Origin of the sequence: Pseudomonas sp. TH39(2020) (assembly GCF_016650715.1) — a bacterium.
In the GTDB taxonomy this organism is placed as follows: Bacteria; Pseudomonadota; Gammaproteobacteria; order Pseudomonadales; family Pseudomonadaceae; genus Aquipseudomonas; species Aquipseudomonas mandelii_C.
In genome coordinates this window covers 1,922,110-1,948,075 of record NZ_JAEKFF010000006.1, presented here as the reverse complement: position 1 = coordinate 1,948,075, position 25,966 = coordinate 1,922,110, and the positions used below count along the sequence as shown (strand labels likewise).

Here is a 25,966-nt window from a genome sequence, read left to right as displayed (position 1 = left end):
AATCAGATGAAGTTGATTTCTTTGAGGTAGTCGCAGCCGCGACGTAGCAGCGCCGGGGATTTTTCCGGGTAATGCGCGCCCATCTGCCGCACGCCCGCCTGGGCGTTGGCGTGGCCGATCATTGAGATGTCGCCGATGTCTTCCTCGAAGCCGTTGAGGTAGAAACCGAGCACGCCGAACAACGCGTTGTCGCTGTCGACCCGACCCAGTTGTTGCTGCCAGTCGGCGACGCTGACCATGGAAAACTCCCGACCCGCCTCACGGAATGACGCGACGTAGTTGTCCCAGCTCAGAGGTTCGGGATTGTGCAGGTTGAACACCGCTTTTTCGGGTGAATAACGGCTGGCATGGAAGGCGATGAACCGGGCGAGAAAGTCCACCGGCATCAGGTCGAAGTTCAGCGCGAACTCCGGAACCTGGCCGAGCTGGATCGAGCCTTTGAGCATCAGCATCAGGCGATTCTTGTGAGGCTGGCAGACACCGGTGAGGCTGTTGAAACTGATGTTTCCGGGGCGATAAAGATTGACTCGTACGCCACGTTCGCGAGCCCGTTCGAGGATCCGCTCACCGACCCATTTGGACAGGTTGTAGCCGTTCTTGATGTAGATCGGTGGGGTTTGCGCGGCGGGCAATTCCAACACCCGGCCATCGGCGGCAATGGTGCTGGAAGCCGAGAGCGTCGAGACGAAATTGAAGATCTTTTTGCTGCGCCCTTCGCACAAACGAAGACACTCGAAAATCGGTTCGACGTTGTCCCGCGCCAGCGACTCGTAATCGAGTACATGATTGACGTTGGCGGCGTTGTGCACCAACGCGCCGAACTGCCGATCCAGTCGCTCGTAAACATCCGCTTCGAGCCCCAATGACGGCCGTGTAATGTCCGCCGCATAGACCCGCACCCGGCTCAGGTCCAGATGCTCCAGGCGGTTTTCTCGCAACGCATGGGCAAACCGCTCGGCTGCCGATTGCCCTCCGCCGTCGCGCACCAGGCAGGCGACTTCGCTGGCGCCCCAGGCGAGCAATGCTTCAACGATGTGCACGCCGACAAAGCTGTTGGCGCCGGTAACGATCACCTTGTGCACATCGCCCATGCGGTTGACTGGCAACGGCTGGATATCCAGTTCGCGGAAGGCATCGGCCAAGGCCTTTTCACTCAACACTTCTTCGGTGCCGGAGCCGCGCACCAAGGTCGCCAACTTGGCGATGGTCGGCAATTCGATGAAGCGGTTGATCGAGATGCTGCGACCAAATTCTTCACGCAAACGTAAAAGCATGCGCGACAGCAGGATCGAGTGGCCACCCAGGTTGAAGAAACTTTCGTCGGTGGAAATATCGCTGGCCGGCAGCTCCAGCAGCTCAGCCCAGATCTCCAGCAGCAGCGCCTCGTCGGCACTGACGGGCAAACGCCGCAGCGTGTTTTCGGACACATTCACGGGCATTGCCAGCAGCGCCTTGCGGTCGACCTTGCCGTTGCTGGCGAATGGCATGCTCGGCAGTTCGGTCCAGGCTGTGGGTTGCATGTAATCCGGTAAAAACTGCGTCGCATGAGCCTTCAGCGCTTCGCGCGCGGTGCCGGGTTGATCCTCCTGAGGCTGCGCGAGGAAGGCCAGAATCCGGCGCTGGCTGTCGATGACCACTGCCACTTGGCGGTACAACTGACTGTCGCGCAGGCAGCGTTCGATCTCCTCCGGCTCGACCCGAAAGCCGCGAATCTTCACCTGATTGTCCCGCCGCCCGCACAGCTCGATGCCGTCGCGAGTCCACTTCGCCATGTCGCCGGTGCGGTAGGCGCGCAGGCTTTGGCCATTCGGCAGACTCAGGTTCAGATAACGTTCGGCGGTCTGCTGCGGGTTGTTCAGGTAGCCCAGGCACACGCCTGGCCCGAGGATGTACAACTCACCGACGGTTTGCTCGGCCACCGGTTGAAAATCCTCATCGAGAATCAGCACCTGACTGTTAGCAATAGGCGCGCCGAGGGTGCGGTTGCTGTCGTCGGTGCGCAGTTGGCGCGCGGTAATCAGCACCGTCGCTTCGGTCGGGCCATAGAGGTTGTAGAGGTTGCCCTGACGGGTGAGCTGCTCGATGACGTAGGGTTCGCAGACATCGCCGCCGGTCATCACGTGATTGAGGCAGTGCAATTGATCCAGAGGCAGGATGCTCAACAACGCCGGTGGCAAAAAGGCGTGGCTCAGTTGTTGATGGCGGATCAGCTCGACCAGTTGCAACGGATCGCGGCGCTGATCGTCGTCGGGCACGATCAGTTCGGCGCCCTGGAGCAGGGTCGGGAAGATATCGATCAGCGACGAGTCGAAACTCAACGACGAAAATTGCAGTACCCGGCTCTGTTCGGTCAGTTGCACATAGTCGGCGTACCACGCGGTGAAATGCGCGAGGTTGGCCTGGCTGAGCAACACGCCTTTGGGATGGCCGGTGGTGCCCGAGGTATAGAGCGCCATGCACGGCGCATCTGGATCGGGTCGTTGGCGCATCAAGGGTTGATCGAGATCCACGTCACCGATGTCGATGCGGCTGATGTCGAGTCCCGGCATTTGCGCCGCGAGCGGGTGCTCACCGTCATGCAGCAGCAACACTGCCCCGGCGTTTTCCAGGATGTACTGCTGGCGTTGCAGGGGATGGCTCGGCTCCAGCGGCAAATACACCGCGCCACTGCCAAGAATCGCCAGAATCCCCGCATACAACGCGCTGCATTTTGGCAGGCAGATCCCGATCACCAACGGCCCGTGATGCTGAGCGAGCAATGGCTGCAAACGCTGCTGGATGGCGCGGCTGTGGGCGTGCAAATGCCGATAGCTCAGCGGCGTGCCGGCAATGTTCAGCGCGGGTCGTTCGGCACACTGGATGAAGCGTTGCTCAAGGCGCTCAATCATCGGTATTTGGCTGAGTTCCAGCAGCGCGGGTGCTTCCGTGAGGTTGAGTCGATGGAAAAACGCCAGGTTCTCCAAATAGAGCAGGTTTTCCACGCTCTCGAAGCAAGTGGGAGCAGCAGGGTCGGCCAGCAGAAAATAGTCGGCATCACGAGAGAAACGACTGACCAGCAGCGCCACGTGATCGACCAGTTCTGCCACTGCCCGCAGGCGCAATGCCTGGCCGTTGCCCGAAGGTTCGTCGGTGATCGGCACGCGAGTGAACAGTTTCGAACCGTAGGTGCACAGCAAGTCCAGCGGCGGCAGGCCAGAAACTCCAGGCACACCGATACCCAGTTGCAGCGTCAATCGCGGCGTATTGCCGACGTCTTGAACAGGCAGGCAGGCGTCGTCGATCAGCAAATCGGCGTTACCCAACGGCTGCTTGTCGACGGCCGTCAGGCGCACCAGAGAGTGACCGTGTTGTTCAAGTTCCAGCGCCAGGTCGGTCAGGGCCTGGCTTTGTCCAATGAGCAGAATGTCGAGACGTCTCATGATGGGCTCCTCGTTAAACCAGGTAATCGCTGAGGGCGTCTTGCACGCACGGCGAATCGAGCAGCGAACTGCTGCGGAAAAACCGTACGATGTTGGCGACCAGCGGATGATGGCGATTGATCGGGAACGCCAGCCCCGACACTTCGCTCTTGAGGGCGTGGCGCGCGGTATCGCTGATCTTCAAGGACTCGATCAGGCGGAAGTCGAACGACTTCTGGATGTCGTTGGTCAGGTAATGGCCGATGAACACCGGCAGGATGTGCGCGATGCATCGGCGGTCGTCTTCGCTCGCGGTGTGCCAGTAGATGCGCACCAGCCGCGCCCAGAACCCGGAGTGGCGGCCCTCGTCGAGCAAGTGATCGGCCATCAGGCCCTTGATCGACTGCTTGACCGTGTCGTCCTTGGCGAACGCCGCGACATCGCCGGTCACGGTGTTCTCGGCGATGGCCACGCAGATCAATTCCACGGCGCTGCGCAGGTGTTCCGGCGCGAGCACCACGGCCGCTGGAATGGCTCGGCTGAGTTCGATTTCGTCCGGCAGTTCGATGGGCGTGATGCCGGTCATGGCGACGGTCTGTTGCATGAAATCCATTGCCACCAGCGCGTGGTAATCCTCGTCCACCACCACGGTCATGGCGTCGTAGCGGCAGGCGAACGGGAAGGCCACGGCGAAGCGATTCTTGGCGATGCTGCGGGCGGTCTTGTCGACGATTTCGGTTTCGAAAATCACCACGTCGTTGATGAATTTGTAGAGCGTCTGCACCAGCGCAAAGTCGCGCTGTTCCGGGCATTCGCGCAGGAAGGTTTCGCTCAGCACCAACGGTTGGCGGCTCAACGGGTAGATCAGCTTGTCGTCGTTCTCCAGCACACGCCGGGGGCGGGTACGGATGGTCGCGCGGCTTTCCCAGGCGTCGGCGAAGGATTGGTAGTCGGCGGCGTTCATGCATTCACCTCGGCAACCGGTTCGGTCATGCTCAGGCGCAGGCCATCCCACAGGGCGATGCGGCTTTCCACGGCGGCGATGGCGCTGGCGTAGACGTCTTCCTCGCGTTGCGGATCGCCATTGACCAGCCGGGCGAGAAGTCTTTCCGCCGCCGGGCCGTGGTCTTCGGAGTCGACTTCGATGTGGCGTTCAAGGTAGTAACGAAAGGTCGGTGCTTGATCCAGACCAATGCCCCAATCATCGAGGATCCGCTGGAACATCTGCGGAATGACACTTTCCCGGCCATGCAGGAACACCGCCGCAACGCTATGCCCAGGCGCATGCAGCGCGGTGTGCAAGGTATGGCGCACGAACTGCGCTGCCGCCGGATCGACGTCCACGCTTTGCAGTGCCACGTCGTAACTCACACCTTCTTTTTGCAGCGCGACGAAGCGTTCGACCGCCGCCGTGCTGGCGCCAACTTCGCGCATCGCATCCAGGTACAACTCGAAATGGCTGTAGTGACCGTGAGCCGGACGATCATCGGACTCCTCGCCCAGCACGATCTCGTTGATCAAACGCGCTGCCTGCGGATCTCGCGGCGGCAGCCAGGGCAGCTGGACGCAGGTCAGTTCCTGTTGCAGGCGTTTGGTCAGTGACATGAAATCCCATACCGCAAACACATGGGTTTCCATGAAACGTTGCAATACCGACAGTGAGTTGATTTCGGAAAAGATCGGATGAGCGCTAAGTTCTGCTTTCTTCTGGTTGAGACGGTCTTTAGTTGGTTTCATGGGCGAGCCTATAAGTGAACTGGAAATACCGTTGGGTGTGTTCTGATAAGTAAGCGATCGTTAGTGGTAACTTTTTTTTGGCGAGCGGATGCCTCAAGCGAATTGATATGGGTAAGTTGCAATGCGTCGTTAAGTGACGGCCTAGCGCCAGTATTCAAGGCGGCGGAGAAAAACTAATACACGAATAAAGTGTCGGGCAAGTTATTTTTATATTATTTTAAAGTTTAACTTTCTCGTGCGCGACAAGTGCCAATGAAACTTTTAATTTGAGTTTCATTTGGATGTAGTTACTCCTTCCGGCTTATATAAGTCAGAATTAAAATGAAGAGTGAATGCCTCACTCGAAGCAACTTTCTAACTGAGTCGTTGAAGTGAATTGAGGGGGCGGAAGTTGACTGGGATCAACGCCGGTTCTTCCTTTCCCGTGGCAAGACTCCTTCCGTAGGTTCTTGGTGCGGAGACTGCCCCGCTCATGCGGTGCGTCGCCCGTTTATTATTCGTTGGCAGGCCAAGAGTGAGCGTAAATGACGACAGCCGCCATCACCGGCGTGTCATCGACTCGGAGTCATTGTTGGTCTTGAGAGGGGTAAATCGAGGGCAGGGCTTTGGAGAGGGGCGTAGCGCAGCGCGGCAAGCGAGAACAAGCAGTTCGATCTGCTCGCTCAGGCTTGCCGGCGCAGTTTACCTGGAGGTTTTCTTGTTCAGCGCTTCGGGGCTGTTGAGGTAGCGTGTGATGACCTCGACGCCCCGATTGAGGTGATGTTCGAGCAACTTCACCGCGCGCTCGACGTCCCGGTCTTCGACGGCCAGCAACAGCGCCCGGTGATCTTCCTGGGACAGTTTGCCCAGGCCCATGGCTTGCAGGTTGAAGCGCAGGAAGCGCTCCTCTTCGTTCAGTCCGTCTTCCACCAGCCTCAACAGCCGTTGGTTCGGCGCCTTGCAGTACAGCGACATGTGGAAAAGCCGATTGAGCCGGCCGATTTCGGTGTAGTTGTTTTCCGTTTCCAGTTCGTCGATGTAGCGGGCAGCCTGTTCGAGATCCTCATTAACCAGTAACGGGATCGACAGGCGCAACGCTTCGGATTCCAGCAGGATCCGCAGCGCGTAGGTTTCCACGGCATCACCCTGAACCAGCGGTGCGACCACAGCACCTTTATGGGCGATGACGTTGAGCAGCGCCTGGGCCTCAAGCTGGCGCAAGGCTTCGCGCACCGGCATGCGGCTGACACCGAAAAGATCGGCCAAATCTTGCTGACGCAGGGCGGTGCCGCAGGGAATACGACCGTCGAGAATGGCCGAACGCAGAGTTTCTTCGATCACCGAGCGTGCCAGGTGAGCGGGAATTGGCCCGTTGACCTTGATACTGTTCAGAGGATTGAGCTTCTGTGGCACAACAACGCACCCTGTTTGATTGAAATTGATTTGGATCCAAGAGGACACTAGTGACTGCCTGACAGGTTGTCAAACGGACAAAAAATCGCAGCCTGACGTGGCCATGAAAGTTTTAATGGCACCTGTCATACCAAGTCTAGCGCGCCACCAGTGATCTCACCGTGCCATTGTCTTTTACCGGGCTAACCTGCACCATCGACCGATTTCCACTTGCCTGATCTGGATGCCTCGCATTGGCGGTACGTTTCGCGATCCCTCGGACTTTGCGCTGGCTGTACTGCGCGTTGCTGCTGGCCGGCGTTATGCTGGGCGGGCTGCATGCCGATTGGGATTTTTCGCTGATCAGCCGTCGCGCGCAGTCATTGTACGGGTCATTGGGCGAAGGGCAGCCACGCATTGACGCCTGGCAGCACTTATTGGCCACGCAAAAGCAAGTTGGCGAGCTCGAACAGCTTAAAGTGGTCAACCAGTTCTTCAACAAGCAGATGCGGTACGAGGAAGACATCGACCTGTGGCACGAGGTCGATTATTGGGAGACCCCCGTCGAGGCCCTGTGGAAGGGCGCCGGCGATTGCGAAGATTATGCGATCGCCAAGTATTTCAGCCTGCGTCATCTCGGTGTCGCCAGTGACAAGCTGCGCATTACTTACGTCAAGGCCTTGCGCCTGAATCGGGCGCACATGGTGTTGACCTACTACTCAAGCCCCGAGGCCATGCCGCTGGTACTCGACAGCCTGATTGATGCGATCCAACCGGCCAGCCAACGAACCGATTTGCTGCCGGTCTACTCTTTTAATGCCGAAGGGTTGTGGTTGCCGGGCGCCAAGGGCAACAAGAAAGTCGGTGACACCAAACGCCTGTCTCGTTGGCAGGATGTGTTGAAGAAAATGCAGGCCGAAGGTTTCCCGGTCGAGACGACTAACTAGGAGCACGCGCTCAGATGTCCTTGTTCAAACAGCTGTTGATCGCTATCTGTCTGTTCCTGGTGATTGCCTTCACCGGTAGCTTCGTGGTCAGCCTGGAAAGCTCGCGCACCCAATACGTCAACCAGCTGCGCTCCCACGCTCAGGACGCCGCGACGGCATTGGCGCTGTCCCTGACGCCGAACATCGACGACCCGGCGATGGTCGAGTTGCTGGTCAGTTCGATTTTCGACAGCGGTTATTACGCGAGCATCCGCGTGGTCGACCTCAAGTCCGATCAAACCATCGTCGAGCGCAGCGGCATTCCAGCGGTGAACAACGTGCCGGACTGGTTCGTCAAAATGATCGGGCTGGAAGCGGCCGGTGGTGATGCCCTCGTCAGCCGTGGCTGGGAGCAGGCGGCGCGGGTCGAGGTGGTCAGCCATCCGATGTTTGCGTTGGCCAAACTCTGGCAGAGCGCGCTGGGCAGTCTTGGCTGGTTGCTGATCTGCGGTGCGGTGAGCGCGGTGCTCGGCGCGCTGTTGTTGCGCCGGCAACTGAAGCCGCTGGATTACATGGTCAAGCAATCTCACGCCATCGCTCGCCGCGAATTCCTCAGCCTGCCGGAACTGCCGCGCACGCCCGAATTGCGCCGCGTGGTGCAGGCCATGAATCAGATGGTCGAGAAGCTCAAGGCGTTGTTTCAGGAGCAGGCCGTGCGTAGTGAAAAACTGCGGGTCGAATCCTATCAGGACACCCTGACAGGCTTGGCCAACCGTCGCTATTTCGAAATGCAATTGAACGCCCGGGTAAGCAATCCGGAGCAGGCGAGTTCCGGTTATCTGCTGTTGTTGCGGGTCAAGGACCTGGCAGGGTTGAACCAGCGGTTGGGCGGTCAACGCACCGACCAGTTGTTGATAGCAGTGGGTGAGCAGCTGTCCCGCGAGTGTGCCAAGTACCCGGAAACCCAGAACCTCGTGACGCGAGTTCGCGGCGGTGAATTCGCCGTGCTGGCGCCGGGACTGGTGCGCGAAGAAGCGCTGCAACTGGCGCAGAACCTCGACAGTGCCTTGGCGAGCCTGCACGCGACGGGCGCCACCGACGTGGCCTCGGTGGCCTCGATCGGGCTGGCGCCGTTTGTGTATGGCGACTCCCCACAAGCGGTGCTCGGGTTGGGCGATCAGGCGTTGGCTCAGGCGGAAGGCCAGGGCGATTCGAGCTGGGTTTGCCTGGATCACAGCGCGTCGGTCAGCGTCGGCGACGACCATCATGCCTGGCACAACTTACTGGAACAGGCGTTGAGCCAGCAGCGTTTCAAGCTGTATTTCCAGCCGGTGGTGGCCGCCCAGGACACGCAACTGGTGCTGCATTACAAGGTGCTGTCGCGCCTGATGGACGACGAGGGCCAGACCATTCCCGCCGGGCGCTTCCTGCCGTGGCTCGAGCGCTTTGGCTGGACCGCGCGGCTGGACCGTCTGATGTTGGAGCTGGTGCTTGAGCAGATGGCTGACCATGAAGAGTCGCTGGCGCTGAACCTGTCTTCGGCGACGTTGGCCGATCCGCAGGCGTTGAATAAAGTCTTCGAAATCCTGCGTCAGCATTCGGATCTCGGGGAGCGATTGACCCTGGAAATCGGTGAGGAGCAGTTGCCGGAGCAAGCCGTGCTGGAAGAGCTGACGCGACGTCTGCACGAACTCGGGTTCTCCCTGAGTCTGCAACGCTTTGGCGGGCGCTTCAGCATGATCGGCAACCTGGCGCGGCTTGGGTTGGCGTATCTGAAGATCGATGGCAGTTACATCCGGGCGATTGATCAGGAGAGCGACAAGCGCCTGTTCATCGAGGCGATTCAGCGGGCGGCCCACAGCATCGATTTGCCGTTGATTGCCGAGCGTGTCGAGACGGAGGGGGAGTTGATGGTGATTCGTGAGATGGGCTTGTATGGGGTTCAGGGGCAATTGTTTGGTGAGCCGAAGCCTTGGCAGTAATGCGTCGTCAGTGATTCTGCCTTCGCGAGCGGGCTCGCTCCCACATGAGATCTTCAGTGAACACAACATATGTGAACAGCCGAGAATCAATGTGGGAGCGAGCCTGCTCGCGAAGGGGCCAGCACAGACACCGACAATGGCGGGGCCTTAGATCAACCCCGTCTCATCATCATCGATCAATTGACTCAACCCACCTAACGCTTCACGGGCCTGGTTCCGGTCCATCAGCTTGGCTTGTGCGGCCGGCGGAAGGTCGGTAACGCGGATCACGCCTTTGCTGGTCAATACCTGGATCAAGTCGTCGAGTACCCGGATCATTTCCAGGTCGCTCTGCTTGAGCTGTTTGAGGCTGGTTTCCACTACTTCATTGGCATACCAGGCCTGGATTTCATGGTGGTCGGCCGGCAGTGTTTCCGTGGCCTCGGCGTAGGCCGCGGCTTCCACGCGCACTAACTGACCTTGCGCATCGCGTTGCACGTAGAACATTGAACATCCCTCGGAAATGGACCAGCGTCATGCTGTCAGCAGCATAGGCCAACTGGACGCGAGTATGCGGTGCGGCGACGAAATCGTCACCGGGGTGATGGACGCAAACGTGACGGCCGCCCCATAAGGGCGGCCGTTTTTCGTTGGCTCAGGTGTTGTTGTGATCGATTTTGATGGTCGGGTCACTGCCGGCAATCAACGAGTTAATGTTGGCGCTGGACCAGTTGTTGCCTTCCAGTTTGATCGTCACATCGGGTTGCGCCGCTGCGCCGTCAGCGCCGTTGAACTTGCCGGCGGAGCTGACTTGCAGGGACGAAACGCCGTCCACGGTGGTGATCTTCAGGAAGTTGTCGATGGTGCTGCCGGTTTCCCCCTGCAGCAGATCGCGCAAGTCGATGCGGTCACCCTCGCTGGCCTTGAAGTCCTTGATCACGTCGCTGCCAGTGTCGCCGGCCTTCCAGACGAAGGTGTCGGCACCTGAGCCGCCGATCAGCGAGTCATTACCGCTGCCGCCGAGCAGGATGTCATTGCCCTTGCCGCCGTCGAGGAGGTCGTTGCCGCCCTGGCCGAAGAGAATGTCATTGCCGGCACCGCCCAGCAGCGAGTCATTACCGTCATGCACCCCGGACACATCGAACGCGGTGTAGTGCTCGGTGATGAACTGGTGCACGTTGCTGGTGGTGACTTTGCTGACGTCTACGCCGGTTTGCTGGGCGACGAACGCCTGCATCGCCTGATAACCCTCGCCGGCAACGCCGTTGAAGCTCACCAGGTCGCCGAACAGGATGTCGTTGCCATCGCCGCCATTGACCGTGTCGGCGCCTGGCATTGTCGCTTCGGTGTGACCGATGATTGAGTTGGCCAGGTCTTTCGGATCGATGTTGGTTTGCGGCGTTTGATCCGAGTCGTACGGCTTCAGATCGCCAAGGGTGACGTCCTTGTTTATGCCGATGGCTTCTACCGTCGACACCTTGCCCAGCAGCGCGAAGCTGTCGGTAGAGTTGTCGGTGGTGGTCCAGCTGGTGCTGTTACCGCTGCCCGCCAGGCTCGAGAACTCGTAGGTGCCATCGCCTTGAGCGTGCAGGGTGCCGAAATCTTTATACGACCAGTTGTTGCCGGACTTGGTCCCGACCGTGACGTAGCCCGAAGCGGTGATATCGATCTTGTGGTCGCTGTCCGGGTACAGGGTGATCGCTTTGCCCAACTGGTAATTGCTGGTGGTGATTACGCTGTCGAGTTTGGCGCCGCCATACAGATTCGGGTTGCTCGATTCATCGCTCTGGTAGTAAGTCGGTTTGCCGTCTGTGATGAAGTACGTGAGGTTCGTCGCGCCCTTGTTGGCGACCGCGTCGGCGCTCTGGAACCAGTTGGCCGTGGTTTTGAACACGTCCTCGTAGTTGGTACCGCCGCCGGAAGCCATCGAATCCAGTACCGATTTGAGCAGGGTCAGGGCATTCGGATCCTTCAGGTTGACCGACACCGACCTGTTGATCTGGGTGTCGAAGTCCACCAGGAAGATATTCACCGTCCCCGAGTTGCCGCCCATGCTCTGCTTGAGGGTGTTGAACACCGACGTCAGCGAGTCCTTGGCTGAGCTGACCGACGACGCGCTCATGCTGCCCGAGCTGTCGACCATGAACGCGATGTTGTAGTTGGTACCCGGCACCACGGTGAGGCCGCCGATGTCGGCGATCATGATGTCGTTGCCGTCGGTGCCGGTGATGGTGTCACTGGCTGACGTGGCGGTGACCGCGTTGTAGACCGCCGGGTAAACCGTGACGGGAATCGTCGCAGTACTGGCCGCCGATCCGCCGAGGGACTCGGTGGAGGTCGAGGTCACGGTCAGGTTGAACTGGCCGTTGTAGTACGGCGGCGGGGTCACGGTCAGCGTGCCGAGGTTCCAGCCGGTGACGTTGGCTTCGCCGGAGGTCGCGGTGGCGGTGAAGGTGTGGCCGGCGCCATCGGTGAGCACCGAGCCCGCCGGGATGCCGCTGATCTTCACGCTCAGGCTTTCCGAGCCGTCGGTGTCGGTCAGCGCCGTATTGATCGCGGTCAGGTGAACGCTGGTGCCTTCGGCGCCGGTGTTGAGTTTGTAGCCGTCGTAATAGCCTTCGCCGTTGGTGCCGTGCAAATCGGACACGGTCACGCCGGCCGCGGCCAGGTCCGCCACACCGGTGTACAGCGGCACGCCGGCACTGCTCAGGTCGACTGCCGCACCGCCGTTGACCGACAGGTTGACGTCATAGCTGCCCGGGCCGCTCTGGTTGTGGTGATAGATGTCCAGGGTGTAGTAACCGCTGGTGGTCGGGATGAACGAACCGTTCAAATTACCGCCCGCGCCCCAGGTGATCGATGCGACATTTTTGCCGCCGATGGTCACCAGCAGGCTGTCATCGCCGGTACCGCTGAAGGTGTAAGTCTTGCCGGCTTCGAGGTAGATCAGGCCCGAGGTTTTCGACGCCGTGCCTGCCGCGACACTGCCGTCGGACTGCACGTTGGTCACGGTGCCACTGGAGTTCGGTGTGCCCGCGCCATCGATGACGGTTTTCAGCGTGCCCGTCGCCGCGCCGTTGCCATCGGTGCCGAGGCCCGACAAGCCGGTCCAGACCTCTTTGATCAAGCCCGTCGAGGTTACGTTGTTGCTGGCGACGTTCAGCGTTGGTGCATCCGCCACCGGGGTGATGTCGACTTTCAAGGTCGCTTCGGTGCCCTGGTTGAAGCCGTCGGTAGGCTTGAACTTGATCTGCGCGTAGTCCGCCGCCTGGTTACCCACGCCGGTGCCGCCATATCCGTTGGCGCCCGATGCGTTGGTGGCCGGCACAAAGGTCAGTTTGCCCAGCGCGATATCCGCCTGGCTGATGGTCTGGCCCAAGGAGAGCTGCATACCGTTGAACAGCAGGGTGCCGCCGGCCGATACCTGAGTGATGGTGATGCTGAGCGGGCTGTCGTTATCGACGTCGGTGACCTTGAAGTTGTCCCAGGTCAGGGTGATGGTCGAATCTTCGAGACCGGCGACAGCTCCCCCAACGGACACCGGCGCGTGGTCGTTGTCGACGATGTTGGTGCTGACATCTTTATGGGCCGAGTCGATCACCAGGCTCTCGAAATTACCGCCGCTGACCGAATCAATGGCGATCTTGAAGTTCTCGGTACCTTCGACCAACTTGTCATGAATAGTATTGATGTCGAAACCGACACTGTTGCTGTTGGCTGGAATCTTGACGGTCACCACACCGGTGTAATCCACGCCATTGGTCGCGGTGCCGGTGTATTTCAGGGTGACCGTCACTTCGGTCTGAGCGGTATTGCTCAGGGTCAGCGTGTAATGCGCAGCCTGGCCTTCGTTCACCGACGTAGCGCCGCTGATGCCAAGGGTGGTTTGCTCACCCTGGCCCGAAGGCTCGTCGGTGACGGTCGTGGTGAGTTTTGCGTCGTTCAGGGTCAGTTTTTCGAAGTTGTCGCTGCCGGTTACCGATTCCAGTTTGTTGACCAGCGAGGTTTGCCCGCCGGTGTACACGTCATCCTTGGTGACCACGGTCGCGGAACCGCTGGTGCTGTTGGCCGGCACGGTAACGATTGTGCCGTCGGTCAGCTTGAAGGTCAGCGCATCGTGGTTGCCGATGGCGATCCCGTCTTTGTTGGTCAGGGTCACGGTGTAGGTGACCGAGCCGCCTTCGGCGACGGTGGTTTTGTCCACGGTCAGGTTGGCGACGACTTCGCTGAGGGTGTCGCTGATTTGCACGGTGCCTGCGGTATCGCTGAGCACGAGGTTTTCGAAGGTCTTGCCGGTGACGGTCGCATCGGTGACTTTCAGGTTCAGAGGCCCGCCGTCTTTGAAGACGTCTTCGCCTTGAATCGGAGCGGTGTAGATCGCCTGGGTCTGACCGGCCACGATGGTGACCTTGCCGCCATTGCTCAGGGTCACGTCGAGGTTGTCACTCAGCGCCCGATCAATTTTGACGGTGAAGGCTGCGCCAACGTTTTCAGCGACTCCGCCGTTGCCGTAGATGCTCACGGTCACTTTGTCGCCCTGGCCCGAAGGTTCGTCGGTGACGGTCGTGGTGAGTTTTGCGTCGTTCAGGGTCAGTTTTTCGAAGTTGTCGCTGCCGGTCACCGATTCCAGCTTGTTGACCAGCGAAGTTTGCCCGCCGGTGTACACGTCATCCTTGGTGACCACGGTCGCGGAACCGCTGGTGCTGTTGGCCGGCACGGTAACGATTGTGCCGTCGGTCAGCTTGAAGGTCAGCGCATCGTGGTTGCCGATGGCGATCCCGTCTTTGTTGGTCAGGGTCACGGTGTAGGTGACCGAGCCGCCTTCGGCGACGGTGGTTTTGTCCACGGTCAGCTTGGCGACGACTTCGCTGAGGGTGTCGCTGATTTGCACGGTGCCTGCGGTATCGCTGAGCACGAGGTTTTCGAAGGTCTTGCCGGTGACGGTCGCATCGGTGACTTTCAGGTTCAGAGGCCCGCCGTCTTTGAAGACGTCTTCGCCTTGAATCGGAGCGGTGTAGATCGCCTGGGTCTGACCGGCCACGATGGTGACCTTGCCGCCATTGCTCAGGGTCACGTCGAGGTTGTCACTCAGCGCCCGATCAATTTTGACGGTGAAGGCTGCGCCAACGTTTTCAGCGACTCCGCCGTTGCCGTCGATGCTCACGGTCACTTTGTCGCCCTGGCCCGAAGGTTCGTCGGTGACGGTCGTGGTGAGTTTTGCGTCGTTCAGGGTCAGTTTTTCGAAGTTGTCGCTGCCGGTTACCGATTCCAGTTTGTTGACCAGCGAGGTTTGCCCGCCGGTGTACACGTCATCCTTGGTGACCACGGTCGCGGAACCGCTGGTGCTGTTGGCCGGCACGGTAACGATTGTGCCGTCGGTCAGCTTGAAGGTCAGCGCATCGTGGTTGCCGATGGCGATCCCGTCTTTGTTGGTCAGGGTCACGGTGTAGGTGACCGAGCCGCCTTCGGCGACGGTGGTTTTGTCCACGGTCAGGTTGGCGACGACTTCGCTGAGGGTGTCGCTGATTTGCACGGTGCCTGCGGTATCGCTGAGCACGAGGTTTTCGAAGGTCTTGCCGGTGACGGTCGCATCGGTGACTTTCAGGTTCAGAGGCCCGCCGTCTTTGAAGACGTCTTCGCCTTGAATCGGAGCGGTGTAGATCGCCTGGGTCTGACCGGCCACGATGGTGACCTTGCCGCCATTGCTCAGGGTCACGTCGAGGTTGTCACTCAGCGCCCGATCAATTTTGACGGTGAAGGCTGCGCCAACGTTTTCAGCGACTCCGCCGTTGCCGTAGATGCTCACGGTCACTTTGTCGCCCTGGCCCGAAGGTTCGTCGGTGACGGTCGTGGTGAGTTTTGCGTCGTTCAGGGTCAGTTTTTCGAAGTTGTCGCTGCCGGTCACCGATTCCAGCTTGTTGACCAGCGAAGTTTGCCCGCCGGTGTACACGTCATCCTTGGTGACCACGGTCGCGGAACCGCTGGTGCTGTTGGCCGGCACGGTAACGATTGTGCCGTCGGTCAGCTTGAAGGTCAGCGCATCGTGGTTGCCGATGGCGATCCCGTCTTTGTTGGTCAGGGTCACGGTGTAGGTGACCGAGCCGCCTTCGGCGACGGTGGTTTTGTCCACGGTCAGCTTGGCGACGACTTCGCTGAGGGTGTCGGTGATGACCACCGACGCCGGGTTACCCACCACCAGATTTTCCAGCGCAGTGCCACCGGAGGTTGCGCCGCTGATGCCCAGCGTCGCGGTGCCGCCGTCTTTGTAGACGTCCTCGCCTTGCGGCGCCAGGGTGTGGACCTTTTCCGTTTCGCCTGCGGCGAAGGTCACCGTCTGACCGTCGCTCAACTTCACGGTCAGGGCAACAGCCTGGGCCTTGTCGAGCTTGATGGTGAAGCTCGGCGCCTGGTTTTCCAGCACCGCGCCGTTGCCGACGATGGTGATGCCGACTTTGTCGCCCTGGTTGTCGATTGAGGTACCCGAACCTGATTCGTCCGTCACGGCGGTTTGTGTCGAATTCTGAGCCAGGGTCAGTTGTTGGAAGTTGTCAGCACCGCTGACGCTTTCGAGTTTGTTGACGATGGCCGGTTGACCGCCCATCAGGATGTCGTCCGGGGCGTTAATGCTGAACGAGCCCGACGCCGCGTTGGCCGGTACTTTGACGAGTGTGCCGTCGGACAGCTTGAAGGTCAGCTCGTCGTGGCTGCTGATGGCGATCCCGTCCTTGTTGGACAGGGTCACGGTGTAAGTGATCTGGCCACCTTCGGCCACGGAGGTTTTATCCACCGTGAGGGTTGCGACCACTTCGCTGACGGGGGCCGTCGGGTAAACCGTGACCGGGATCGTCGCGGTACTTGGCGCCGAACCGCCGAGGGTCTCGGTGGACGTCGACGTGACGGTCAGGTTGAACTGGCCGTTGTAGTTCGCCGGCGGGGTCACGGTCAGGGTGCCGAGGCTCCAGCCGGTGACGTTGGCTTCGCCGGACGTCGCGGTCGCGGTGAAAGTGTGGCCGGCGCCATCGGTGAGGACCGATCCGGCTGGGATGCCGCTGATCTTCACGCTCAGGATTTCGGAGCCGTCGGTGTCGGTCAGTGCGGTGTTGATGGCGGACAGGTGAACGCTGGTACCTTGCGCGCCTTCGTTGAGTTTGTAGCCTTCGTAATAGCCTTCACCGTTACTGCCGTGCAGATCGGAAACCGTCACGCCTGCATGGGTAAGGTCGGCAACGCCGGTGTAGATCGGCACGCCAGCACTGCTCAGGTCGACCGCCGGACTGCCGTTGACGGACAGGTTGACGTCGTAGTTTCCCGGGCCGTTCTGGTTATGGTGGTAGATGTCCAGCGTGTAGTAGCCACTGGCAGACGGTGTGAACGAACCGTTCAGGTTGGCCCCGGCGCCCCACGTAGTGGCTGCGACGTTCTTGCCGCCAATGGTCACCAGCAAGCTGTCATCGCCAGTGCCGCTGAAGGTGTACGTCTTGCCGGCTTCGAGATAGATCAGGCCGGAGGTTTTCGACGCGGTGCCTTGGGCCACATCGCCCTCGGATTGCACGTTGCTGACGGTGCTGCTGGAGTTCGGCGTGCCCGCGCCATCGATGACACTTTTCAGCGTGTTCGTCGCTGCGCCATTGCCATCGGTGCCCAGGCCCGACAGACCGGTCCAGACCTCTTTGATCAGGCCCGTCGAGGTTACGTTGTTACCGGCGACATTCAGCGTTGGCGCATCCGCCACCGGGGTGATGTCGACTTTCAGGGTCGCTTCAGTGCCCTGATTGAAGCCGTCGATAGGCTTGAACTGAATCTGTGCGTAATCCGACGCTTTGTTACCTACGCCGGTTCCGCCGAAACCATCGGCGCCTGATTCATTGGCGGCGGGCACAAAGGTCAGTTTGCCCAGCGCGATATCCGCCTGGCTGATGGTCTGGCCCAAGGTGACCTGCGCGCCGTTGAACAGCAGGGTGCCACCGCCCGATACCTGGGTAATGGTGATACCCAGAGGGCTGTCGTTATCGAGGTCGGTGACCTTGAAGTCGTTCCAGCTCAAGGTGATGGTCGAATCTTCGAGACCGGCGACAGCACCGCCGGCAGACACAGGCGCGTGGTCGTTGTCGGTGATGGTGACGCTGGTCTTGTCGGCGCTCAGTACCAGGTTTTCGAAGGTGTTGGTGCCCGAGACGCCCGTCAGTTGATTAACCACCGTCACCGGCTGGTTGACGTAGTGGTTGTCCTGGGTGGTCACCACGGTGCTGCCGCTGGTTTGGTTGGCCGCGACCTTGACCACGGTGCCGTCAGTCAACGTAAAGGACAGGTCGCCATGGTTATTGACCGGCAGGCCATCGGCGTTGGTCAGGGTCACGGTGTAGGTGACTTTGCCGCCTTCGGTGACGCTGGCGTTATCCACCGTCAGTTTGGCGACCACGTCGTTGATCGTGTCAGTGATGTCCGTGGACACCAGCGACTTGTCCGGCACCAGGCTTTCGAATTTGCCGCCGCTGACCTCATCGATGCTGGCGGTGACTTTGCCGGCGTCCAGGTACACGTCGTCTTTCGGTGCGTCCACGCTGACGTGGCCGGACACAGCATCCTTGAGGATGGTGATGATCGCGCCGTTGCTCAGTTTCACGGTCATGTCGCTGCCGGCGGCATGGGACAAGGTCGCGGTGTAGACGATTTGCCCGCCTTCCTGCACCGAACCGCTGGCGCTGAGGGTCAGGCTGGCGGTGTCGGCGGTGTCGGTTACTTTGGTGACGACGGCGGAGCGGTCGGTGTCGAGTTTTTCGAAGTCGCCGCCGGTGCTGTCCGCGATCGCTGCGCGGACAACCGGTGCGCCGGTGTAGACGTCATTCGGCACGGTGTACGGCACCGAACCGCTGGACTCGCCGGCCTTGATATTGATCACCAGGCCGTTGTTCAGCGTCACAGTCATCGCCGTGTCGGCCGGGTGGCTCAGGGTAGCGGTGTAGAGGATCTGGCCACCTTCGCCGACGGTGCTCACGTCTGCGCTGAGCTTCAGCGTCGTGGTGTCGAGGGTGTCATTGACGGTGGTCGTGTGCGTGGTCTGGCTGACGTCGAGCTTCTCAAAGTTGCCGCCGCTGGTGCCGGCGATGCCGACGGTGATCTTGCTGCCGTCCTTGTAGACGTCATCGGCTGGCGCCGGGAGGGTGATGGAACCCGACTTGTCGCCGGCCTTGATCACGACGCTCTCGCCGTTGCTCAACTTGACCGTCATGTCAGTGCCGGCAGCGTTGCTGAGGTTGACGGTGTAAGTGATCGTGCCGCCCTCGACCACGTAGTCGCTGGCGGTCATGGTCACCTTGGTGGTGTCCACGGTATCGCTGACAGCGGTGTCCGCCGGTTTGCTGTCGATGCTAAGTTTTTCGAAGTTACCACCCTTCGCATCATCAATCTTCACGCTCAGCGAACCGCCACCCGCCAGGGCATCGTTCGGTGCGGTGAAGTTCACGCTGGCACTGCTGGCGCCGACCGGAATGGTGATGGTCTGGCCGTTGGACAAGGTCACGACCACTGGCGAACCGGTAACCTCGGCAGACACCGACGCGGTGTAAACCACGGTGCCGCCTTCGGCCACAGTGCCGTTGGCGGTCAGACTGACCGTCGATGTGTTGATCGTGTCGCTCACCTCAGTCACTGCCGCCGTCGGGCTGGTGACCAGGTTTTCGAAGTTGCCGCCGGTGGCGTCCTTGATGGTCGCTTCGACTTTGCCGGCGTCTTTGTACACGTCATCGGCAGGCGCCTTGACGGTCACGGAGCCGCTGGTAGCGTTGGCGGCGATGGTGATTACGGCGCCGTTGCTCAACGTGACGGTCACCGGTGTGCCGGCCGCGTGGGTCAGGTTCGCGGTGTAGACAATCGAACCACCTTCAGCGACCGACTCAGTCGCTCTGAGGCTAACCGTCGTGGTGTCAGTCGTATCGGTAATCGAGGTGTCCGCCGACTTGCTGTTAACTTCCAGCTTCTCGTAGTTACCACCCTTGGCATCATCAATCTTCACGCTCAGCGAACCGCCACCCGCCAGGGCATCGTTCGGTGCGGTGAAGTTCACGCTGGCGCTGCTGGCGCCGACCGGAATGGTGATGGTTTGACCGTTGGACAAGGTCACGACGACCGGTGAACCAGTGACTTCAGCAGACACGGATGCGGTGTAAACCACGGTGCCGCCTTCGGCCACAGAGCCGTTGGCGGTCAGGCTGACTGTCGAGGTGTTGATCGTGTCAGTCACCTCAGTCACTGCCGGAACAGTGCTCGGGACCAGGTTTTCGAAGTTGCCGCCGGTGGCGTCCTTGATGGTCGCTTCGACTTTGCCGGCGTCTTTATAGACGTCGTCTTTCGGTGCGGCCACGCTGACATGGCCGGACACTGCATCCTTGAGGATGGTGATGGTCGCGCCGTTGCTCAGCTTCACGGTCATGTCACTGCCGGCGGCATGGGACAGCGTCGCGGTGTAGACGATCTGCCCACCTTCCTGAACCGAGCCGGTAGCGCTCAAGGTCAGGCTGGTGGTGTCGGCGGTATCGGTGACTTTGGTGACGACGGGCGAGCGATCGGTGTCCAGTTTTTCGAAGTTGCCGCCGGTGGTTTCCTTGATCGCGGTACTGACGTCCGCTGCGCCGGTATAGACGTTATTCGGTGCGGTGTAAGGCGCGGAGCCGCTGGACTCGCCCGCCTTGATGTTGATCACCAGACCGTTATTCAGGGTCACGGTCATCGCCGTGTCCGCTGGGTGGTTCAGTGTCGCGGTGTAGGTAATCTGACCACCTTCGCCGACGGTGCTCACGTCTGCACTGAGTTTCAGTGTGGTGGTATCGACGGTGTCTTTGACGGTGGTGGTGTGAGTGGTTTTGCTGACGTCGAGCTTTTCGAAGTTGCCGCCACTGGTGCTGTCGATGCCGACAGTGATTTTGCTGCCGTCCTTGTAGACGTCATCGGCCGGTGCAGGAACGGTAATGGAGCCCGACTTGTCGCCGGCCTTGATCACAATGCTTTCGCCGTTGCTCAACTTGACGGTCATGTCGGTGCCGGCCGCATTCGTCAGGTTGGCGGTGTAGGTGATGTTGCCGCCTTCAAGCACCTGACCGCTGGCGGTCATGGTCACTTTGGTGGTGTCCAGGGTGTCGCTGATAGCGGTCGAGGTCGAGGTCTTGTCGGCGACCAGGTTCTCGAAGTTGCCGCCGGTCACACCCTTGATGGCGTTGGTCAACGGCTCGTGGCCAACCAATGCGTCATTCGGGGCTTTAACGGTGATCGAGGCCGTGCTTTCACCGACCGGGATGGTGATTTTTTCACCGTTGGCCAGGGTGACAACCACGTCCTTGCCGGTGACCGGCGAGGTCACAGAAGCGGTGTACACCACGTTGCCGCCTTCGGCAGTGGCGGGCGTTGCGATCAGGCTGACCGTCGACGTATTGATCGTGTCAGTCACTGCAGTGACTGCCGCTGCCGGGCTGGTGACCAGGTTCTCGAAGTTGCCGCCGCTGGCGTCCTTGATGGTCGCTTCGACTTTGCCGGCATCTTTGTAGACGTCATCAGCTGGCGCCTTCACGGTCACGGAGCCGACAGTCGCGCCCGCCGCGATGGTGATCACGGCGCCGTTCGACAGGTTCACGGTGACCGGTGTGCCGGCAGCGTGAGTCAGCGTCGCGGAGTAGACAATCGAACCGCCTTCGGCCACGGAACCGGTAGCGGTCAAGCTAACAGTGGTGGTGTCTTTAACGTCGGTCACCGAAGTGACTGCCGGGGTTTGATTCGCCACCAGGTTTTCGTAGTTGCCACCGGTGGTGCCGTCGATTTTTACGCTCAGCGAACCACCGCCAGCCAGTGCATCGTTTGGTGCGGTGAAGTGCACGCTGGCGCTGCTCGAACCGACCGGAATGGTGATGGTCTGGCCGTTGGACAAGGTCACCACAACCGGCGAGCCGGTCACTGGCGCATTGACCGAAGCGGTGTAAACCACGGTGCCGCCTTCGGCCACAGTGCCGTTGGCCGTCAGACTCACCGTCGAGGTGTTGATGGTGTCGGTCACGTCGGTAACCGCTGGCGTCTTGTCGGCCACCAGGTTTTCGAAGTTGCCGCCGGTGGTCTTGGTGATGCTGGCTTCGACTTTGCCGGCGTCGTTGTAGACGTCATCCTTTGGTGCGGCGAAGTTGACCGAACCGGTGGTGGCGCCCTTGGCAATGTGGATCACCGCACCGTTGTTCAGCGTCACGGTCATCGCGGTGCCAGCGGCATTGGTCAGGGTCGCGGTGTAGACGATCGAACCGCCCTCGGCGACCGAGCCGGTGGCGCTCAGGCCCAGGCCGGTAGCGTCTGCCGAATCGGTGACCGTGGTGACCGCCGGCGCATGATCGACGACGACTTTTTCGAAGTTGCCGCCGCTCTGGCTGGCGATCGTAGCCTGAACTTTGCCGCCGTCGATGTACGGGCTGTTGGCCGGTGCGGCGAAGTTGACCGAACCGGTGGTGGCGCCGGCGGCAATGTTGATCACTGCGCCGTTGCTCAACTTCACGGTCATGGCCGTGTCTGTCGGGTTGTTCAGGGTGGCGGTGTAGGTGATCTGGCCACCTTCGCTGACGGTATGGCTGGCCGACAGGGACAGGGACGTCGTGTCGACCGTGTCTTTGACGGTGGTGCTCACTGACGCCTTGCTGATGTCGAGTTTTTCGAAGTTGCCACCGCTGGCATCAGTCATCGTCACGGTGAGCTTGCCGGCATCTTTGTAGACGTCATCGCTTGGCGCTGCGATGGTGACCGAACCGCTGGTTTTGCCGGCTTCGATGGTGATGGTCTCGCCGTTGCTCAGCTTGACGGTCACCGGCGTTTGCGCGGCGTTGGTGAGTGTCGCGGTGTAGGTGATGTGCGAGCCTTCAAGTACAGATTTTTCAGCGCTGAGCGTCAGGTGCGTCGTGTTGGTTGTGTCGGCAACGTTGGTCACGGCCGGGGTTGGGCTGGTGACCAGGTTTTCGAAGTTGCCGCCAGCGGCGTCCTTGATGGTGACTTCCAGTTTGCCGGCGTCCTTGTAGACGTCGTCTTTTGGTGCGTCGACTTTCACGGTGCCGGTGGTTTTACCGGCATCGATGGTGATGGTCGCGCCGTTGCTCAACGTCACGGTCACGGGTGTGCCGGCCGCATGAGTCAGGGTGGCGGTGTAGGTGATCTGGCCACCTTCTTTGACGTTGCCAGTGGCGCTCAGCGACAGGGTGGTCGTGTCGACGGTGTCGGTCACGCTGGTGCTGACCGGGGTTTTATCGGCGACCAGGTTTTCGTAGTTGCCGCCGCTGACTTTGGTGATCGAGTTGGTCAACGGCGCGTGGTCGTTGAGCACGTCGTTGGAGGCCACGGCATTGACCGTGCCGCTGCTTTTGCCAATGCCAATGGTGATGGTCTGACCGTTGGCCAACGTCACGATGACAGGCGAACCGGTGACCGGTGCGCCGACTGAGGCGGTGTAAACCACGGTGCCGCCTTCGGCCACGCTGCTGGTGGCGGTCAGAGTGACCGCCGAGGTGTCGAGGGTGTCGGTGACGGTGGTGACGGCCGCAGCCGGGTCTTTGACCAGGTTTTCAAAGTTGCCACCGGTGGCGTCCTTGATGGTGGCTTCGACTTTGCCGGCGTCTTTGTAGACGTCGTCTTTAGGTGCATCGACGGTGACGGAGCCGCTGGTAGCGTCGGCGGCGATGGTGATCACCGCGCCGTTGCTCAAGGTGACGGTAACTGGAGTCCCGGCAGCGTGGGTCAGGTTCGCGGTGTAAACGATCGAGCCACCTTCAGCAACCGACTCAGTCGCGTTGAGGCTGATAGTCGTGGTGTCCGCCGTGTCCGTAACCGAAGTATTCGCAGGCTTACCGTCGACTTCCAGTTTTTCGAAGTTGCCGCCCTTGGCGTCATCAATCTTGACGCTCAAGGAGCCGCCGCCAGCCAGGGCATCGTTTGGCGCAGTGAAGTTCACACTGGCGCTGCTCGATCCAACCGGAATAGTGATGGTTTGGCCGTTGGACAGTGTCACCACAACCGGCGAACCAGTGACTTCAGCCGACACGGACGCGGTGTAAACCACGGTCCCGCCTTCAGTCACAGTGCCGTCGGCGGTCAGGCTGACTGTCGACGTATTGATCGTGTCAGTCACATCGGTCACTGCCGGGACCGTGCTCGGGACCAGGTTCTCGAAGTTGCCGCCGGTGGCGTCCGTGATGGTCGCTTCGACTTTGCCGGCGTCTTTGTAGACGTCATCGGCAGGTGCCTTGACGGTGACGGAGCCGCTGGTCGCGTCGGCCGCGATGGTGATGACCGCGCCGTTCGAAAGGGTCACGGTGACTGGCGTGCCGGCCGGGTTGGTCAGTGTCGCGGTGTAGGTGATCTGGCCGCCTTCGACGACGGTACCGGTGGCGGTAAGGCTCAGGCCAGTGTTGTCTTTCGAATCGGTGATAGTGGTCAGCGCCGGCTCGGTACTCGGGGTCAACTGCTCGAAATTGCCGCCGGTGGTTCCGGTGATGGTGGTACTGACGGTGCTGCCATTGTTGTAGACATCGTTGGCCGCGGTGTCGACGGTCACGCTGCCAGAGGTCGCGTCGGCAGCAATGGTGATGACCGCGCCGTTCGAAAGGGTCACGGTGACTGGCGTGCCGGCCGGGTTGGTCAGTGTCGCGGTGTAGGTGATCTGGCCGCCTTCGACGACGGTACCGGTGGCGGTGAGACTCAGGCCGGTGTTGTCTTTCGAATCGGTGATGGTGGTCAGCGCTGGCTCGGTGCTTGGGGTCAGCTGCTCGAAATTGCCACCGGTGGTCCCGGTGATGGTGGTGCTGACAGTGCTGCCGTTGTTGTAGACGTCGTTGGCCGCCGTATCGACGGTCACGCTGCCGGTGGTCTTGCCCGCTTCGATGGTGATGACCGAGCCATTGCTCAAGGTCACGGTCATCGGCGTGCCGGCCGGGTTGGTCAGGGTGGCGGTGTAGGTGATCTGGCCGCCTTCGACGACGGTACCGGTGGCGGTGAGACTCAGGCCGGTGTTGTCGACCGAGTCGGTAATGGTGGTGATCGCCGGCGTGGTGCTCGGCATCAGGTTCTCGAAGTTACCGCCGGTGGCGCCCGTGATCGTGGTGCTAACGGTGCTGCCGTTCTGATAAACGTCATTGGCCGGGGTATCGACGTTCACGGAACCACTGGTTTTGCCGGCTTCGATGGTGATGGTCGAACCGTTGGACAGGGTGACCGTGACCGGTGTTTGAGCCGGGTTGGTCAGGGTGGCGGTATACGTGATCTGGCCGCCTTCGGTGACCGTCGAACCCGCCGTCAGCGTGACGGTGGTGGTGTCCGGCGAGTCGGTAATGGTGGTCACGGCCGGAACCGGGTTTGGCACCAGGTTTTCAAAGTTGCCGCCGGTGGCACCGGTAATGGTGGTGGTGACCGTGCTGCCGTTGTTATAGACATCGTTGGCCGGTGTCGGCACGTTCACGCTGCCGGTGGTCTTGCCGGCTTCGATGGTGATGGTCGAGCCGTTGGACAACGTGACGGTGACCGGCGTTTGCGCCGGGTTGGTCAGTGTCGCGGTGTAGGTGATCTGGCCGCCTTCGGTAACGTTGGCGCCGGCAGTCAAGGTGACCGTAGTGGTATCAACGGTGTCAGTGACCTGGGTCACGGCGGGGGTTGTCGGCGGGGTGACGATGATGCCGCTTCCACCCGTGGTGCCGGTGACGGACACGTTGATTTGTGTAGGGTCGTTATAGACAGTGTCATTTGGCGCGAGCGGGACGTTGACGGTACCGGTCAACTGGCCAGCCTGGATCACGATCACCGAGCCATTGGACAACGTGATGGTCAGATCCGTCAGCGGAGCCTGGCTCAACGTCGCGGTGTAAACCAGCACGCCACCGGCCTCGGTGATGGTCGGCGTGGCGCTCAAGCTCAGGGTCGATTCGCGCTGCACGTTGGCGCTGGTATCGGCAGTCTGGCCGCCGATGGTGTTCTGTGCAGCCAAAGCGGCAGTGCCGATGCCCGCAGTCGGGAAACCAATAGTCGGATCGACCCGGCCAGCGGTTGCATCCAGCATCACGAAGCTGTGACCGCCACCTGCCGCGCCGCCTGTACCAGCCGCCGTCGGGCCGGCTGCGGTGGCTTCAAGATCGGTGGTCGGGTCGGCGCCGGCAACGATGGCTTGCTGCAGTTCTTCAACCGATGGCGCGGCTTGTGCAGTGGCTTGTGCAAGGTCAGTGCTGGAATCCGGAGCGCTGCCGCTCCACTGCGTGTCGCGGCCCAGGTCCAGGGTTCGGCCGTCAGCCAGTTCAAGCGTAACGGCGCCCGCCGCGCCGGTGTCTACCTGATCGCCGACAAACAACCGATCGCCTTCAACGAGTACGCGGCGGATGCCCTCTGGGGACACCGCGAAAACCTGACCGACAATGCTTTTGACGATGGCCACAACACTGCTCATTGAAGACTCTCCGGGTGTCGCATTCAGTTGACTTCCATGAACCTGGCGGCGTGTTTGCCAAACAGTCTGGACGTTCTTTCAAACTAATTAGAGGCACAATTTTGACGTGGTTATTCGTCAACAAATTGGCTA

At 60.6% G+C, this 25,966-nt stretch carries 8 protein-coding genes; 2 read left to right on the top strand and 6 right to left on the bottom strand.

Translation table 11 applies throughout. The annotated features are described in order from the left end of the window. Window positions 1-2 precede the first annotated feature (2 nt). The 4 genes from JFU47_RS16575 to JFU47_RS16560 all read right to left on the bottom strand — a co-directional run bounded on the left by JFU47_RS16575 (window position 3) and on the right by JFU47_RS16560 (window position 6,527). Entirely contained in the window at window positions 3-3,419 is a 3,417-nt protein-coding gene (locus tag JFU47_RS16575; RefSeq protein WP_201184404.1) for a non-ribosomal peptide synthetase, read from the bottom strand. A gap of 13 nt (window positions 3,420-3,432) precedes the next feature. Next, window positions 3,433-4,362 carry a diiron oxygenase gene (locus tag JFU47_RS16570; protein WP_201184402.1) on the bottom strand — a complete coding sequence of 310 codons (930 nt, stop codon included), beginning with the start codon at window positions 4,360-4,362 and terminating at the stop codon, window positions 3,433-3,435. Continuing rightward, window positions 4,359-5,135 carry a DUF3050 domain-containing protein gene (locus JFU47_RS16565; RefSeq protein ID WP_201184401.1) on the bottom strand — a complete coding sequence of 259 codons (777 nt, stop codon included), beginning with the start codon at window positions 5,133-5,135 and terminating at the stop codon, window positions 4,359-4,361. Before JFU47_RS16565 ends, JFU47_RS16570 begins: the two co-directional genes overlap by 4 nt. 681 nt (window positions 5,136-5,816) lie before the next feature. Then, the gene (locus JFU47_RS16560; RefSeq protein WP_201184399.1) at window positions 5,817-6,527 is read right to left on the bottom strand and encodes an FCD domain-containing protein; all 711 of its coding nucleotides are present in this window, start codon (window positions 6,525-6,527) and stop codon (window positions 5,817-5,819) included. 233 nt (window positions 6,528-6,760) lie between these two features. On the opposite strand from JFU47_RS16560, the gene lapG reads away from it, so the two are divergent. Together lapG and lapD are read left to right on the top strand one after the other, a co-directional pair. Next, entirely contained in the window at window positions 6,761-7,453 is a 693-nt protein-coding gene (gene lapG / locus JFU47_RS16555; protein WP_201184396.1) for a cysteine protease LapG, read from the top strand. A gap of 14 nt (window positions 7,454-7,467) precedes the next feature. Next, a complete protein-coding gene (gene lapD / locus JFU47_RS16550) occupies window positions 7,468-9,414 on the top strand; it encodes a cyclic di-GMP receptor LapD (protein ID WP_201184394.1) in 1,947 nt (648 codons plus the stop codon). A 147-nt stretch (window positions 9,415-9,561) separates the two neighbouring features. Here lapD and JFU47_RS16545 read toward each other — a convergent pair whose 3' ends face one another. After that, window positions 9,562-9,900, bottom strand: coding sequence for a tryptophan synthase subunit beta (locus JFU47_RS16545; RefSeq protein WP_201184392.1), 339 nt, complete (start codon window positions 9,898-9,900; stop codon window positions 9,562-9,564). Between the two features lie 148 nt (window positions 9,901-10,048). After that, window positions 10,049-25,834, bottom strand: a complete 15,786-nt coding sequence (locus tag JFU47_RS16540; protein ID WP_201184390.1) for a retention module-containing protein — start codon at window positions 25,832-25,834, stop codon at window positions 10,049-10,051. Window positions 25,835-25,966: the final 132 nt, after the last annotated feature.